This is a genomic window from Streptomyces sp. NPDC007856 (assembly GCF_042868225.1).
GTDB lineage: Bacteria > Actinomycetota > Actinomycetes > Streptomycetales > Streptomycetaceae > Streptomyces.
Genome location: NZ_JBIAEC010000029.1, coordinates 11,642 through 27,231, shown reverse-complemented (window position 1 = coordinate 27,231; position 15,590 = coordinate 11,642). Strand labels below are relative to the sequence as shown.

The window sequence follows — 15,590 nt, the reverse complement described above, 5'->3', positions numbered from 1 at the left end:
GGTGGGATGTGTGCGAGCCGGAAAGCGCGGGCTCGGTGCGCGTGGGTCAGGAAAGGCCGAGCTCGTCGTCGAGCAGGTCGAAGATCTCGTCCGCGGTGGCGGAGTCGATGTCGCCGCTTCGGGTGCCGTCGGTTGCACTGTGCGTGTCGTTCCACTTGGACAGGAGCTCTCGCAGGCGGGCGTCGATGCCGGGTCGTTCGACGTCGTCGGGGCCGACCGCGGAGAGGATCGCCTCGAGCCTGTCGAGTTCGGCGTGCACGCCGTGGGCGGCCGGGGCGGCGCCGTCGCCCAGCTCTGCGCTGAGGTGACCGGCGAGCGCCGTGGGGGTCGGATAGTCGAAGATCAGCGTGACGGGCAGGCGGATGCCGGCGGCCGCGCCGAGTCGGTTGCGCAGGTCGACGGCGGTGAGCGAGTCGAAGCCCAGGTCGAGGAAGCCGCGGCCCGGGTCGACCGCGTCCGGCCCGGCGTGACCGAGCACGGCGGCGACCTGGGTGCGTACCACGTCGAGCAGCAGGCGTTCGCGGTCGGTGCCCGTCAGTCCGGCCAGGCGCTGCTCCAGGGAGGCCGCCGTGGGTGCGCCGACCGTGCCCGGCCCGGCGGCGGCGCGCGCCGCCGGGGTGCGGACGAGTCCGCGCAGCAGCGGGGACAGGGTGCCGGCGGCGGCCTGGGCGCGCAGTCCGGCGGCGTCGGTGCGCATCGGCACGAGCAGCGGGTCCGGGCGCGTGCCGGCCGCGTCGAACAGGGCGAGGCCCTCGGCCACGGCCAGTGGCGCGACGCCGGCGCGAGCCATCCTGGTCAGGTCGGCCTCCGTCAGGGCGCCCGCCATGCCGTCGTCGGTGGCCCACACGCCCCAGGCGAGCGAGGTGGCCGGCAGGCCCTGGGCCGCACGGTGCTGGGCGAGCGCGTCGAGGAAGGTGTTCGCCGCCGCGTAGTTGCCCTGCCCGGCGGCGCCGAACAGGCCGGCGACGGAGGAGAAGAGGACGAACGCGGTCAGGCCCAGGTCGCGGGTGAGTTCGTGCAGGTTCCATGCCGCGTCGGTCTTGGGACGCAGTACCCGGTCGATGCGGTCCTCGGTGAGGGAGTCGAGGACACCGTCGTCGAGGACACCGGCGGTGTGGACCACCGCGGTCAGCGGGTGTTCCCCCGGTATCGCCGCGAGCAGCCCGACCAGCGCCTCCCGGTCCGCGGCGTCGCACGCGGCCCACGAGACGCGGGCGCCCGACGCCGCCAGTTCGGAGGTGAGTTCCGCGGCGCCTTCGGTGGCCTCGCCGCGACGGCTGGCCAGCAGCAGGTGTCGTACGCCGCGTTCGGCCACCAGGTGGCGGGCGACCAGCCGGCCGAGGGTGCCGGCCCCGGTGATGAGGACGGTGCCGGACGGGTCGAGTTCGGCGGCGGCAGTCTCCGCGGTCACCGCGGCGCGGGCCAGGCGGCAGGCGTGTGCGGTGCCGGAGCGCAGGGCGAGTTGGGGTTCGCCCGAGGCCAGGGCGGCGGCCAGCACCCGGCGTGAGGCGTCGGTGCCGTCGGTGTCGAGCAGCGTGAACCGGCCGGGGTTCTCCGACTGCGCGGCGCGGACCAGACCCCAGACCGGTGCGTGGACGAGGTCGGTCACGTCCTCCGTGGGCCGGGTTCCGGTCGCACCGGTGGTGACGAACACCAGGTGTGCCCGGCCGAGGCGGGCGTCGGCCAGCCAGGTCTGAACCGTCCGCAGGGCCTCGCGGGTGGCGGCCCTTGCGGCCTCGGCGGTGCCGCCGGTCCCGTTCCCGGTCCCGTTCCCGGTCCCGTCGCCGGCGGGCAGCGGGACGAGCACCACATCGGGTACGTCGTCGGCGGCGGCGAGCGCGGGCAGGTCGGGGTAGTGGACGAGTCGTTCGCCGCAGAGGGTGTCCGCGTCCTCGGGGCGGCCCAGCACGGCCCATCGTTCGCCGGCCGGAATGCCCTCGGCCGGCACCGGTACCGGGGTCCACTCGACCCGGAACAGCGAGTCGTGGCCGGCGGCGCGGGACGCGGCGAGCTGTCCGGCGTTCACGGGGCGCAGGATCAGCTCGTCGACGGAGGCGACCGGGAGTCCGGTCGCGTCGGCGACCTGCAGCGCGACACCGCCGGAGGCGCCCGGGGCGAGACGCACCCGCAGCGAGTCGGCGCCGGCGGCGTGCAGCCGGACACCGGTCCAGGCGAACGGCAGGCGGGGGCCGCCCGCGGTGCCGTCCTGGTCCGGGAGGAGTCCGCCCAGTCCGATGCCGTGCAGGGCGGAGTCGAGCAGTGCCGGGTGCAGCCCGAAGGCGGTCGCGTCGGTTCCGGGGCCGTCGGGCGGCCCGATCTCGGCGAACAGGTCGTCGCCGCGCCGCCATACGGCTCGCAGGCCCTGGAAGACGGGGCCGTAGCCGAGTCCGGACGCGGCGGCGGCCTCGTACAGGCCGTCGGTGCGGACCTCGACGGCGCCCTCGGGCGGCCAGACGGCCAGGTCGAAGGGTTCGGCTGCGGGCGCGGTGGCCAGCAGGCCGGCCGCGTGCCGCAGCCACGGCTGTGCGTCGGCCGCGTCCTCGGGGCGGGAGTGCACGGCGAGGGTGCGCCGGCCCGAGTCGTCCGCCGGTCCGACGGTCAGACGCAGGTGGAGTCCGCCGTGGTCGGGCAGGACCAGGGGTGTTTCGAGGGTGAGTTCCTCGACGGTGTCGCAGCCGCTCTGTGCGGCGGCGCGCAGCGCGAGTTCGACGAAGGCCGTGCCGGGCAGCAGCACGGTGTCCATGACGGTGTGGTCGGCGAGCCACTGCTGGGTCTGCAGAGACAGTCGGCCGGTGAGGACGAGGCCGCCGGACTCGGGCAGTTCGACCGTCGCGCCCAGCAGGGGGTGGTCCGCCGCGTCGAGGCCGGCCGCCATCACGTCCTCGGCGGAGAAACCGACGTCGAGCCAGTAGCGCTGCCGCTGGAAGGGGTAGGTCGGCAGCTCGACGCCGCGCGCGCCGGTGGCCGCGAAGAACGCCGTCCAGTCCACCGCCGTGCCGCGCACGTGCAGCCCGGCGAGCGTCGTCGTCACCGACTCGGCTTCCGCCCGGCCGCCGCGCAGCAGGGGCAGGAACGCGCCGTCGGTGACGCTCTCCTGTGCCAGCGCGGAGAGCACCGCGTCGGGTCCGAGCTCCACGTAGGTGGTGACGCCCTGCTCCTCGAGCGCGCGTACGCCGTCGGCGAAGCGGACGGTGTCGCGCACGTGCCGCACCCAGAAGTCGGGCAGCGTCACGTCCGTCTCGGTCAGGGGGGCACCGGTGAGGCAGGAGACGACCGGGATGCGCGGCGCGTGACAGGTGAGGCCCTCGGCGACCTTCCTGAAGTCGGCCAGCATGCCGTCCATGTGCGGGGAGTGGAAGGCGTGGCTGACGGTCAGCCGGCGCGTCTTGCGTCCCCGCACCGCGAAGGCGGCCGCGATGTCCAGTACCGCGTCCTCGTCGCCGGAAACCACCACGGACTGCGGTCCGTTGACCGCCGCGACGGCGACACCGTCGGGAAGGGTGATCTCCTCCTGCGTGGCCTGGATCGCCACCATCGCGCCACGCTCCGGAAGGTCCCGCATCAGCCGGCCGCGGGCGGCCACCAGGGTGCAGGCGTCCGCGAGCGACAGCACACCGGCACAGTGCGCGGCGGCCAGCTCGCCGACGGAATGACCGCACAGCACGTCGGGACGTACGCCCCATGCCTCGACCAGCCGGAACAGCGCGACCTCGAGGGCGAACAGGGCGGGCTGGGTGTAGTCGGTACGGTCCAGCAGTTCGCCGTCCGCCGCGAAGAGCACGTCCTTGAGCGGTTCGTCCAGGTGGCGGTCGAACTCGGCGCAAACCGCGTCCAGGGCCTGCGCGAACGCCGGGTACGCGGCGTACAGTTCGCGGCCCATGCCGGCACGCTGGCTGCCCTGCCCGGTGAAGAGGAAGGCGGTCGTGCCGTCCGTGGCCGTGCCGCGCAGCGCCGTACCCTGCGCCTCGCCGCGCGCCAGCGCCTCCAGGCCGCGCAGCGCCTGGTCGCGGTCGGCGGCGAGCAGGGCCGCCCGGTCGTCGAGGGCGGCACGGGTCGTGGCCAGGGAGAAGCCGAGGTCGGTGAGGCTGCCGTCGGGGTGGGCGAGCAGGTGGGAGCGCAGCCCGTGCGCCTGGGCCTGCAGGGCGTCCGTGCCCCGTGCGGACAGCAGCAGCGGGACGACCGGCAACCCGGTGTCCGGCGCGGTGCCCGTCGGCTCCGTGGTGGCGGGAGCCTGCTCGAGGATGACGTGTGCGTTGGTGCCGCTGATCCCGAAGGACGACACGCCCGCCCGGCGCGGTCCGGACCCGGCCGGCCAGGCGCGGCCCTCGGTGAGCAGTTCCACCGAGCCCGCCGCCCAGTCGACGTGCGGGGTCGGCTCGTCCACGTTCAGGGTCGGCGGCAGCATGCCGTGCCGCATCGCCAGCACCATCTTGATGATGCCCGCGACGCCTGCGGCGGCCTGGGTGTGGCCGATGTTCGACTTGATCGACCCCAGCCACAGCGGGCGGTCCGCGGACCGTCCCTGGCCGTAGGTCGCGATGACCGCCTGCGCCTCGATCGGGTCGCCCAGCGTCGTTCCGGTGCCGTGGGCCTCGACCACGTCGACCTGCGAGGAGGATACGCGCGCGTTGGCGAGGGCCTGGCGGATGACCCGCTGCTGCGAGGGGCCGTTGGGGGCGGTCAGGCCGTTGCTCGCACCGTCCTGGTTGACGGCGCTGCCGGCGACGAGCGCCAGCACCCGGTGGCCGTTGCGGCGGGCGTCGGAGAGCCGCTCCAGGAGCAGCATGCCGGCGCCCTCGCCCCAGCCCGTGCCGTCGGCGGCGGCCGCGAAGGACTTGCAGCGGCCGTCGGCGGCGAGCCCCCGCTGCCGGCTGAACTCGATGAACGTGCCCGGTGTGAACATCACGGTGACACCGCCGGCCAGGGCCAGCGAGCACTCCCCGTTGCGCAGCGCCTGCGCGGCCAGGTGCAGGGCCACCAGGGACGAGGAACAAGCCGTGTCGACGGTGACCGCCGGCCCTTCCAGGCCGAAGGTGTAGGCCACGCGGCCCGACACCACGCTGCTGGAGCTGCCGGTGCCCAGATAGCCCTCCACCTCGTCGGGGACGGCGTGCAGCCGGGCTCCGTAGTCGTGGTACATCACGCCGGCGAACACCCCGGTCCTGCTGCCGCGCAGGGACAGCGGGTCGATCCCGGCCCGCTCGAAGGCCTCCCAGGAGGTCTCCAGCAGCAGCCGCTGCTGCGGGTCCATGGCCAGCGCCTCGCGCGGGTTGATCCCGAAGAACGCCGGGTCGAACTCCGCGGCGTCGTGGAGGAACCCGCCTTCCCGGGCGTACGAGGTGCCCTGGTGGTCCGGGTCCGGGTGGTAGAGCGCGTCGAGGTCCCAGCCGCGGTCGGCTGGGAACGCCGAGACGCCGTCAGCGCCCGCGGCGAGCAGCCCCCACAGGTCCTCGGGGGTGCGCACACCGCCCGGATAGCGGCAGCTCATCGCGACGATGGCGACGGGCTCGTCGTGGCCCGCCGCGGCAACGGGCGCCGGGACGACGGCGGAGCTCGCGGTGCCGGTCAGCTCGGAGCGCAGATGGCGGGCGAGTACGGTCGGATCGGGGTAGTCGAAGATCAGCGTGGCGGGCAGGCGCAGCCCGGTCGCCGCGTTCAGCCGGTTGCGCAGCTCGACCGCGGTGAGCGAGTCGAAGCCGAGCTCCTTGAAGGCCCGGCCCGACTCGACGGCCTCCGGGCCGGCGTGGCCGAGTACGGCGGCCACCTGGGCGCGGACCAGGGCGAGCAGCGTCCGGTCCTGCTCTTCGGCTGGGCGCCCGGAAAGCCGCTCGGCCAGGGCCTCTTCGGCACCGGCGGCGGCCGCCTCGGCCACCCGGCGCACGGGGATGCGGACCAGGCCGCGCAGCAGCGGCGCCAGGGTGCCGGTGGCCGCCTGGGCGCGCAGGGCAGCGGGGTCCACCCGCATCGGCACCAGGGCCGGCTCGCCGAGCGTCCGGGCGGTGTCGAACAGCGCCAGCCCGTCCTCGACGGTCAGCGGCGGCAGGCCCGCGCGCCGCATCCGGGCGACGTCGGTCTCGTCCAGGCCGCCTGCCATGCCGTCCGCGACCGCCCACAGGCCCCAGGCCAGCGAGGTGGCGGGCAGTCCCTGGTCCGCGCGGTGCCGGGCGAGTGCGTCGAGGAAGGCGTTGGCCGCCGCGTAGTTGCCCTGACCCGGGCCGCCGAAGACGCCGGACGACGACGAGAACAGAACGAAGGCGGACAGGTCGAGGTCGCGGGTCAACTCGTGCAGATGCAGCGCCGCATACGCCTTCGGACGCAGCACCTCCTCCAACCGCTGCCCGGTCAGGGACCCGATGACGCCGTCGTCGAGCACACCGGCGGCGTGCACGACGGCGGTCAGCGGATGCTCGGCGGGCACGGCGGCGAGCACCGCCTCGAGTGCCTCGCGGTCCGCGACGTCGCAGGCGGCCCAGGTGACCTGGGCACCGAGCGCGCCGAGTTCGGCGGTGAGTTCCGCCGCTCCCTCGGCCGCGTCGCCGCGCCGGCCGACCAGCAGCAGCCTCCGTACGCTCGCCTCGGCCACCAGGTGACGGGCGATCAGCCGTCCCAGGGCTCCGGTGGCGCCGGTGATCAGCACGGTGCCCGCGGGGTCGTACGGCCGCGTCTGCGGCTCGGCCCCGACGGCGGCCCGGGCCAGCCGCAGCGCCCGTACGGTGCCCCGGCGGACCGCCAGTTGCGGCTCACCGCACTCCAGCGCCGCCGGCAGGGTCTGCCACGAGCCGTCTTCGTCGTCCGTGTCGAGCAGGACGAACCGGTCCGGGTTCTCGGTCTGCGCGGAGCGGATCAGACCCCACAGCGCGGCGTGCGCCGGGTCGTCCACCGTCTCGCCGGGCTCGGCGGCCACCGTCCCACGTGTGACGAAGACGAGCCGGGACGCGGCGAACCGCTCGTCCGCGAGCCACGCCTGGGCGGCGTCGAGGGCCGCGACCGCGGCCCGGCGCACCCCGTCCTCGGTCGGGTCGCCGGCCGGCGAGCAGGGCAGCAGGACCACGTCCGGGACCTGGGCGCCGGCGTCCACGGCGGCCGTCAGCGCGGCCAGGTCCGGGTACGCATCGGCGCGGAGACCGCCCGGTACTCGTCCGGCCGCCTCGCCGTCCGTGCCGAGCACCGCCCACCGTCCGGCGGTGTCGCCCGCGGTCGTCGGCGCGGCGGGCAGCGGGGTCCACTCGTGCCGGAACAGCGCCTCGTGGTAGGTGCCGCGGGCCTGGCGGAGCGCATCGTCCGAGACCGGACGGAGCCCGAGTGCCTCGACGGCGGCGACGGGCACGCCGGTCACGTCGGCGATCTCCAGCCGGACCGCCTCGGCGCCCGCCGCGACGAGCCGGACGCGGACCGCGGCGGCGCCGCCGGCGTGCAGCGACACTCCCGTCCATGCGAACGGCAGCCTGCCCCGTCCGTCGGAGGCGCCCAGTCCGTCGAGTCCGATGGCGTGCAGGGCGGAGTCGAGCAGCGCGGGGTGCAGGCCGAACCGGCCCGCCTCCGCCTCGGCGTCGCCCGCCAGACTCACCTCGGCGAAGAGCTCGCCGTCCCGCCGCCAGACCCTGCGCAGCCCCTGGAAAGCGGGCCCGTAGGCGAAGCCGATGGCGCCGAGCTGCTCGTAGCGGCCCGCGACGTCCACCTCGGTGGCACCGGCGGGCGGCCAGACAGCCAGGTCGAAGGAGGCCGCCGGCCGGCCGCCCGAAGCCAGCACACCGCCGGCGTGCCGGGTCCACGGCTCCTCGGCGGGCGCGTCCTCGGTCCGTGAGTGCAGGGCGAGCGGCCGGCGCCCCGCGCTGTCGGCCGCGCCGACCACCAGCCGCAGCTGAAGCCCGCCGTGTTCCGGCAGGATCAGCGGCGCCTCCAGCGTCAGCTCCTCCAGGTAGGCGCAGCCGGCCTGGTCGCCCGCGTGCAGCGCCAGCTCCAGGAAGGCGGTGCCGGGCAGTAGGACCGAACCGCCGACCGCGTGGTCCGCGAGCCACGGGTGGCTGTGCAGCGACAGCCGCCCGGTGAGCAGCAGCCCGTCCGAGTCGGGCAGCTCCGCGCAGGCACCCAGCAGGGGATGTCCCGTCTCCTCCAGTCCGATGGCGGCGACGTCACCCGCCAGGTAGGCGGGCAACTGGGGCCAGTAGCGCTGGTGCTGGAAGGCGTAGGTGGGCAGGTCGACGCGTCGGGCGCCGGTGCCGGCGTAGTAGGCCTGCCAGTCCACCGCGATGCCCCGGGTGTGGGCGTGCGCGAGGGCCGTGGTCAGGGTTTCCGGCTCCGGACGGCCCGCGCGGAGCACCGGTACGAACGCATGGTCCTCGCCGGTGACGCAGTCCTGGCCCATCGCCGAGAGCACACCGTCCGGGCCGAGCTCGATGAACGTGCTGACGTTCTGGGCCTCCAGCTCCCGGACTCCGTCGTGGAAACGGACCGCCTCACGGACATGGCGGACCCAGAACTCGGGGCTGGTGATCTCCTCGGCGGTCGCGAGAGCGCCGGTGAGGTTCGAGACGACCGGGATCCGCGGGGCCTCGTACGACAAGCCCTCGGCGACCTGACGGAAGGCCTCCAGCATGCCGTCCATGTGCGGGGAGTGGAACGCATGGCTGACCGTCAGGCGCTTCGTCTTGCGCCCCTGCTCCTCGAAGGAAGCGGCAATGTCCAGTACGGCGTCCTCGTCACCCGCGACAACCACCGAAGCGGGGCCGTTGACCGCGGCAATGCTCACCCGGTCGGTCAGGTACGGGGTGACCTCGTCCTCGGTCGCCTGCACCGCCACCATCGCACCACCGGACGGCAGCTCCTGCATCAGCCGGCCACGCGCAGCCACCAGCGTGCACGCGTCCTCCAGCGACAGCACACCCGCACAGTGAGCGGCCGCGATCTCACCGATCGAGTGACCGGAGACGAAGTCCGGCCTGATACCCCACGATTCCAGCAGCCGGAACAGCGCCACCTCCACCGCGAACAACGCGGGCTGCGTGTACGCCGTCCGGTCGAGCAGCTCGGTGCCGTCGCCGAACATGACGTCCAGGAGCGGCCGTTGCAGGTCCCGGTCGAGGTAGGCGCAGGCGCCGTCCAGTGCCTCCGCGAAGACCGGGTACGCCTCGTACAGCTCCTGGCCCATGCCCGGCCGCTGGCTGCCCTGCCCGGTGAACAGGAACGCCGGCTTCCCGGCGACGGGGGTGCCCTCGACCAGTGCGGCAGTGGCCTGTCCCTGGGCCAGGGTCTCCAGCTCCGCCAGGAGCCTGTCGCGGTCAGCGGTGATCAGTGCGGCGCGGCGCTCGAAGTGGGAGCGTCCGGTGGCGAGCGAGAACGCCACGTCCGCGAGGTCGAGCGAGGGGTGGCGGGACAGGTGGGAGCGCAGGCGTCCGGCCTGGTCGCGCAGGCCGTCCGTGGTCTTCGCGGAGAGCAGCAGCGGCGCCGCCGCGACCGGTCGTGCCGGGCGGACCGCGCTCTCGTCCGCGGCTGCCTCGGGGGCCTGCTCGAGGATGGTGTGCGCGTTGGTGCCGCTGATGCCGAACGAGGAGATACCGGCCCGCCGGGGACGGCCCTCGACCGGCGTCCACTCCTGGGAGTCCGTGAGGAGGGCGACCGCGCCGCTCGCCCAGTCGACGTGCGGGGTCGGCTCGTCCACGTGCAGGGTCGGCGGCAGGACGCCGTGCCGCATCGCCATGACCATCTTGATGATCCCGGCCACGCCGGCCGCGGCCTGGGTGTGGCCCAGGTTGGACTTGACGGAGCCCAGCCACAACGGCCGTCCGTCCGGGCGCTCCTGCCCGTAGGTGGCGAGCAGCGCCTGGGCCTCGATCGGGTCGCCGAGCGTCGTACCGGTGCCGTGGGCCTCGACCGCGTCGACGTCGGCGGCGGACAGCCCGGCACTCGCCAGGGCCTGCCGGATGACGCGCTGCTGGGAGGGGCCGTTGGGTGCGGTCAGGCCGTTGCTGGCGCCGTCCTGGTTGATGGCGCTGCCGCGGACCAGGGCGAGGACGGGGTGGCCGTTGCGGCGGGCGTCGGACAGCCGCTCGACGAGCAGCACGCCCACGCCCTCGCCCCAGCCGGTGCCGTCCGCGGCGGCGGCGAACGCCTTGATGCGTCCGTCGGCGGCCAGGCCGCGCTGCCGGCTGAAGTCGACGAACGACGCGGGAGTGGACATCACCGTGACACCGCCGGCCAGCGCCATGGTGCACTCCCCGGCGCGCAGCGCCTGGATCGCCCAGTGCAGCGCGACGAGCGAGGAGGAGCATGCAGTGTCGACGGTGACCGCGGGGCCTTCGAGGCCGAGGACGTAGGAGACGCGGCCGGACAGGACGCTGGCGGCGTTGCCGGTGCCGAGGAAGCCCTCGACGCCCTCAGGGGCGGCCAGCATCAGGGACAGGTAGTCCTGCCCGTTGGTGCCGGCGAAGACGCCGACGCGCTCTCGGCGCAGCGTCGTCGGGTCGATCCCGGCCCGCTCAAAGGCTTCCCAGGAGGTTTCCAGGAGCAGCCGCTGCTGCGGGTCCATCGCCAGCGCCTCACGCGGCGAGATACCGAAGAACGCCGGGTCGAACTCGGCGGCGCCGGCGAGGAATCCGCCGTCGCGTACGTAGGTGGTGTTCTCGCCCCGGCCCTCCGGGTCGTGGAGGGCGTCGACGTCCCAGCCGCGGTCGGCCGGGAAGCCGGTGATCGCGTCCTGCCCGGCCGCCAGCAGTTCCCACAGGTCTTCGGGGGCGCGCACTCCGCCGGGGAAGCGGCAGCTCATCGCCACGATGGCGATGGGGTCGTCGGCGTCGTCGGCGGAGGTGCGGCGGGCCGGTCCCGTGGTGTCCGGGGCAGGCGCGCCGAGCAGGGCGCCGCGCAGGAAGTCGGCCAGGGCGAGCGCGTTGGGGTGGTCGAACACGAGGGTCGCGGGCAGCCGCAGCCCGGTGAGCGACCCCAGCAGGTTGCGGATCTCGACGGCGGTCAGCGAGTCGAAGCCGAGGTCGCGGAAGGCGCGTCCGGGCTCGACGGCTTCCGGCCCGGGGTGGTTGAGGACGGCCGCGACCTGGGTGCGGACGAAGTCCAGGACGAGCCGCTCCCGTTCGCCTTCCGATGCGTCCGTGAGGCGGCGCCGGAAGGACGACGGGTCACCCGAGGCGCCGTCGGTGCCGGCGACACCTTCCAGGGCGCGCCGTGCCTCGGGCAGGCCGGTGATGAACGGGTTGGAGCGCACGGCGGTGAGTCCGGGTGCGAGCCGCGCCCAGTCGATGTCGGCGACGAGCGAGAACGTCTCGTCGAGCGCGAGCGCCTTGTCGAGTGCGGTGAGTGCCAGCTCGGGGTCCATCGGTGCCAGCCCGGCCTGGCGGAGCCGCTGGGACACCACCTGGTCGGTGGCCATGCCGGCCTCGGCCCAGGCGCCCCAGGCGAGCACGGTGGCGGGCAGGCCCTGGGCCCTGCGGTGTTCCGCCAGCGCGTCGAGGCAGGCGTTGGCCGCGGCGTAGTTGCCCTGGCCGGCACCGCCGAAGGTGCCCGCGAACGAGGAGAAGAGCACGAACGCGGACAGGTCGAGGTCGCGGGTCAGCTCGTGCAGCACCGTCGCGGCGGCCGACTTGGGCCGCAGGACGGTGGCGAGCCGCTGCGGGCTCTGGCCGTCCAGCACTCCGTCGTCGAGCACACCTGCGGCGTGTACGACGGCGGTCAGCGGGTGCCGCTCGGGAACCGTGGCCAGCAGCCGTGCCAGGGCGGCGCGGTCGGCGACGTCGCAGGCCGCGACGGTCACCTCGGCACCCAGTGCGGTGAGTTCGGCACGCAGTTCGGCGGCACCGGGAGCGTTCGCGCCGCGGCGGCCGACCAGCAACAGGTGTGCGGCGCCGTTGCGGGCCAGCCGTCGGGCGACCCGGGCGCCGAGCGCGCCGGTTCCGCCGGTGATCAGGGTGGTTCCGGTGCGGGGCCAGGGGTGCGCCGTCGTGTCGGCCGGGTCCGTCTGCCCGGCGCGGGCGAGGCGGCGTACGAAGATGCCCTGAGAGCGTACGGCGAGCTGGTCCTCGTCGCCGAAGCCGCCCGGGTTCGCCGGGGTGCCCATGCCACCGAGGATGTCGGCGAGCCGGGCGAGCGCGCGCTCGTCGGGCGTCTCCGGCAGGTCGATCAGTCCGCCCCACCGCTCCGGGTACTCCTGGGCGGCCGACCGGCCCAGCCCCCACACGTGTGCCTGGCCCGGGCTGCGCAGCAGGTCGGAGCGGCCCACGCTGACCGCTGTCCGGGTGACGCACCACAGCGGCCCCTCGACGCCCGCGTCGCCGAGGGCCTGTACGAGCGCGGTGGTCGCCGCCAGGCCCGTCGGCACCGCCTCGTGGGTGGCGTGCGGCCGCTCGTCGAAAGCGAGCAGGGACAGCACGCCGCTGACGTCCGCGGTGCCGCCGTCGAGTGCGGCGCGGATCCGCTCGGCGACCGCCGAACGGTCGTCGGCCGCGGTGTCGAGCGCGCAGTGCCGTACGGTCACACCGCTGTCGGCGAGCATGCGTCCGGCCGCGCTCACCCAGGCGTCGTCGGCGAGCCCGGCGGGCGTGACCAGCAGCCAGGTGCCGGTCAGCGGCCGGTGCACGGTCTGTGTCAAGGGCTGCCAGGTCACGCGGTAGCGCCAGCTGTCGACCGTGTTGCGGTCGCGATTGCGCCGGTGCCAGGCGGACAGCACGGGCAGGACGTCGCTGAGCGGCTGGCCGGCGTCGACCCCGAGGGTTTGCGTGAGCGCCGCGAGGTCCTCGCTGTCCACGACCTCCCAGAACCGCGCGCTCACCGCGTCGAGGGCCTCGGCCGAGAGGGCCTCCGGCTGGGAGAACGGGTCACGTGGCCAGTACACCTGACGCCGGAAGGCATACGTGGGCAGGTCGACGCGCCGGGCACCGGTGCCGGAGAAGAAGGCCTCCCAGTCGACCGCGACACCGCGGGCGTGCAGCCGTGCGGCGGCGGTCGCCAGCGCCTGCGGCTCGGGGCGGTCCTTGCGCAGGGTGGGGGCGAAGGCGGCGCCCTCGCGCGTCACGCAGTCCTGTGCCATGGCGGTCAGCACACCGCCCGGCCCGAGCTCCAGGTAGACGGTGACGTCCTGCCCTTCCAGGTACCGCATGCCGTCGAGGAAGCGGACCGCCTCGCGCACGTGCCGCACCCAGAACTCCGGCGAGCACACCTCGTCGCGGGCCACGATCGTGCCCGTGAGGTTGGAGACGAGCGGGATGCGCGGGGCCTCGTACGACAAGCCCTCGGCAACCCGGCGGAAGGCCTCCAGCATGCCGTCCATGTGCGGCGAGTGGAACGCGTGACTGACCGTCAGGCGCTTCGTCTTCCGGCCCTGCGCCTCGAAGGCGGCGGCTATGTCCAGTACGGCGTCCTCGTCACCGGCGACCACCACGGAGGCGGGGCCGTTGACGGCCGCGATGCTCACGGCGTCCGTCAGGTACGGGGTGACCTCGTCCTCGCTCGCCTGCACCGCCACCATCGCACCACCGGACGGCAGCTCCTGCATCAAACGGCCACGCGCAGCGACCAGCGTGCACGCGTCCTCCAGCGACAGCACACCCGCGCAATGCGCCGCCGCGATCTCACCGATCGAGTGACCGGAGACGAAGTCCGGCCTGATACCCCACGATTCGAGGAGCCGGAACAGCGCCACCTCCACAGCGAACAACGCGGGCTGCGTGTACGCCGTCCGGTCGAGCAGCTGGGTGCCGTCGCCGAACGTCGCGTCGCGCAGGGGAAGTTCGAACCGCGCGAAGACCTGGTCCAGGGCCTCGGCGAACGCCGGATACGTCTCGTACAGCTCACGGCCCATGCCCGCGCGCTGGCTGCCCTGACCCGAGAACAGGAACGCCACCTTGCCCTCGGTGGCCGCTTCCGATGCGCTCGTCATCTCTCCGGCGGCCAGCGCGGTGAGGCCGGTCAGCAGTTCCTCGCGGTCGCTCGCGACGAGCACGGCCCGGCGGTCGAGCGCGGGGCGGCTGACGGCCTGGGAGTAGGCGATGTCGGTGAGAGGCACTTCCGGCCGGGTTGCCAGGTGAGCGCGGAGCCGGCCGGCCTGAGCGCGCAGCGCCGCCTCGTCCTTGCCGGACAGCACCACCGGTACGTGCGGCAGGCGCCCCGCCCCATCGGCGGCCGGCGCCGCGGTCCCGGTGGTCTCCTCGGCCTCTTCCAGAATGGTGTGGGCGTTGGTGCCGCTCATGCCGAACGACGACACGCCGATGCGCCGCGGGCGGTCGGTGCGCGGCCACTCCCGCGCCTCGGACAGCAGCGACACCTCGCCCGCGGACCAGTCGACATGCGGCGTCGGCTCGTTCAGGTGGAGCGTCCTGGGCAGCACACCGTTGCGCAGTGCCATGACCGACTTGATGACGCCGGCGACGCCGGCGGCGGCCTGCGCGTGCCCGATGTTGGTCTTCAGCGAGCCGAGCCAGAGTGGCTGGTCCTGCGGCCGGTCCTGGCCGTAGGTGGCAATCAGGGCCTGGGCCTCGATCGGGTCGCCGAGTGCGGTGCCGGTGCCGTGCGCCTCGACGGCGTCGACCTCCTGCGGGGTGAGCCGTGCGTTGGCCAGGGCCTGCAGGATGACCCGCTGCTGGGACGGGCCGTTGGGTGCCGTGAGTCCGTTGCTGGCACCGTCCTGGTTGACAGCGGTGCCGCGAACCACGGCCAGCACCGGATGCCCCTTGCGACGGGCGTCGGAGAGCCGTTCGACCAGCAGGATGCCCACGCCCTCGGCGAGGCAGAAGCCGTCGGCCGCGGAGGAGAAGGCCTTGCAGCGGCCGTCCATGGCCAGGCCGCGCTGCTTGCTGTAGTCGATGAAGGTGCCCGGCGCCGACATCAGGGTCGCGCCGCCGGCCAGCGCCATCGAGCACTCGCCGTTGCGCAGCGCCTGGACGGCCAGGTGCAGGGCGACCAGCGACGAGGAGCAGGCGGTGTCGACGGTGAGGGCGGGCCCCTCGAGCCCGAAGGCGTACGACAGCCGGCCGGAGGCGACGCTGGCGGCGTTGCCGGTGCCCAGGTAGCCCTCGAGATCCTCGGACGAGCTCAGCAGCGCGGTCAGGTAGTCGTGGCTGCTGGTGCCGACGAACACGCCGACCTGCTTGCCGCGCAGGGTCGTCGGGTCGATGCCGGCGCGTTCGAACGCCTCCCACGACGTCTCCAGCAGCAGCCGCTGCTGGGGGTCCATGGACAGCGCCTCACGCGGACTGATGCCGAAGGGGCTGGGGTCGAACCCGGCGATGTCGCGGACGAACCCGCCCTGCTTGACGTAGCTGGTGCCCGGGTGCTCGGGGTCGGGGTGGTAGACGGTGTCGAGGTCCCAGCCGCGGTCGGCGGGAAACTCCGTGACGACGTCCACTTCGTCGGTCACCAGCTGCCACAGGTCCTCGGGAGAGGTGACCCCGCCGGGGTAGCGGCAGCTCATCGCCACGACGGCGATGGGGTCCTGGTTCTTCGCCTCGGCCTCACGCAGGCGCTGACGGGTCTGATGCAGATCCGCCGTCACCAGCTTGAGGTAGTCCCGCAGCGTCTCTTCATTCGCCATTTAAACGCAACCCATTTACGGCAGACGGCATCGGAAAAAGGAACCAGAAATAAATCGGACC

1 protein-coding gene is annotated in these 15,590 nt (G+C 74.2%); it reads right to left on the bottom strand.

Annotation, left to right across the window (positions count from 1 at the left end):
* Window positions 1-46: 46 nt before the first annotated feature.
* On the bottom strand, window positions 47-15,529 hold the full coding sequence (locus ACFYOH_RS40285; protein WP_388636224.1) for a type I polyketide synthase: 15,483 nt from the start codon (window positions 15,527-15,529) through the stop codon (window positions 47-49).
* Window positions 15,530-15,590: the final 61 nt, after the last annotated feature.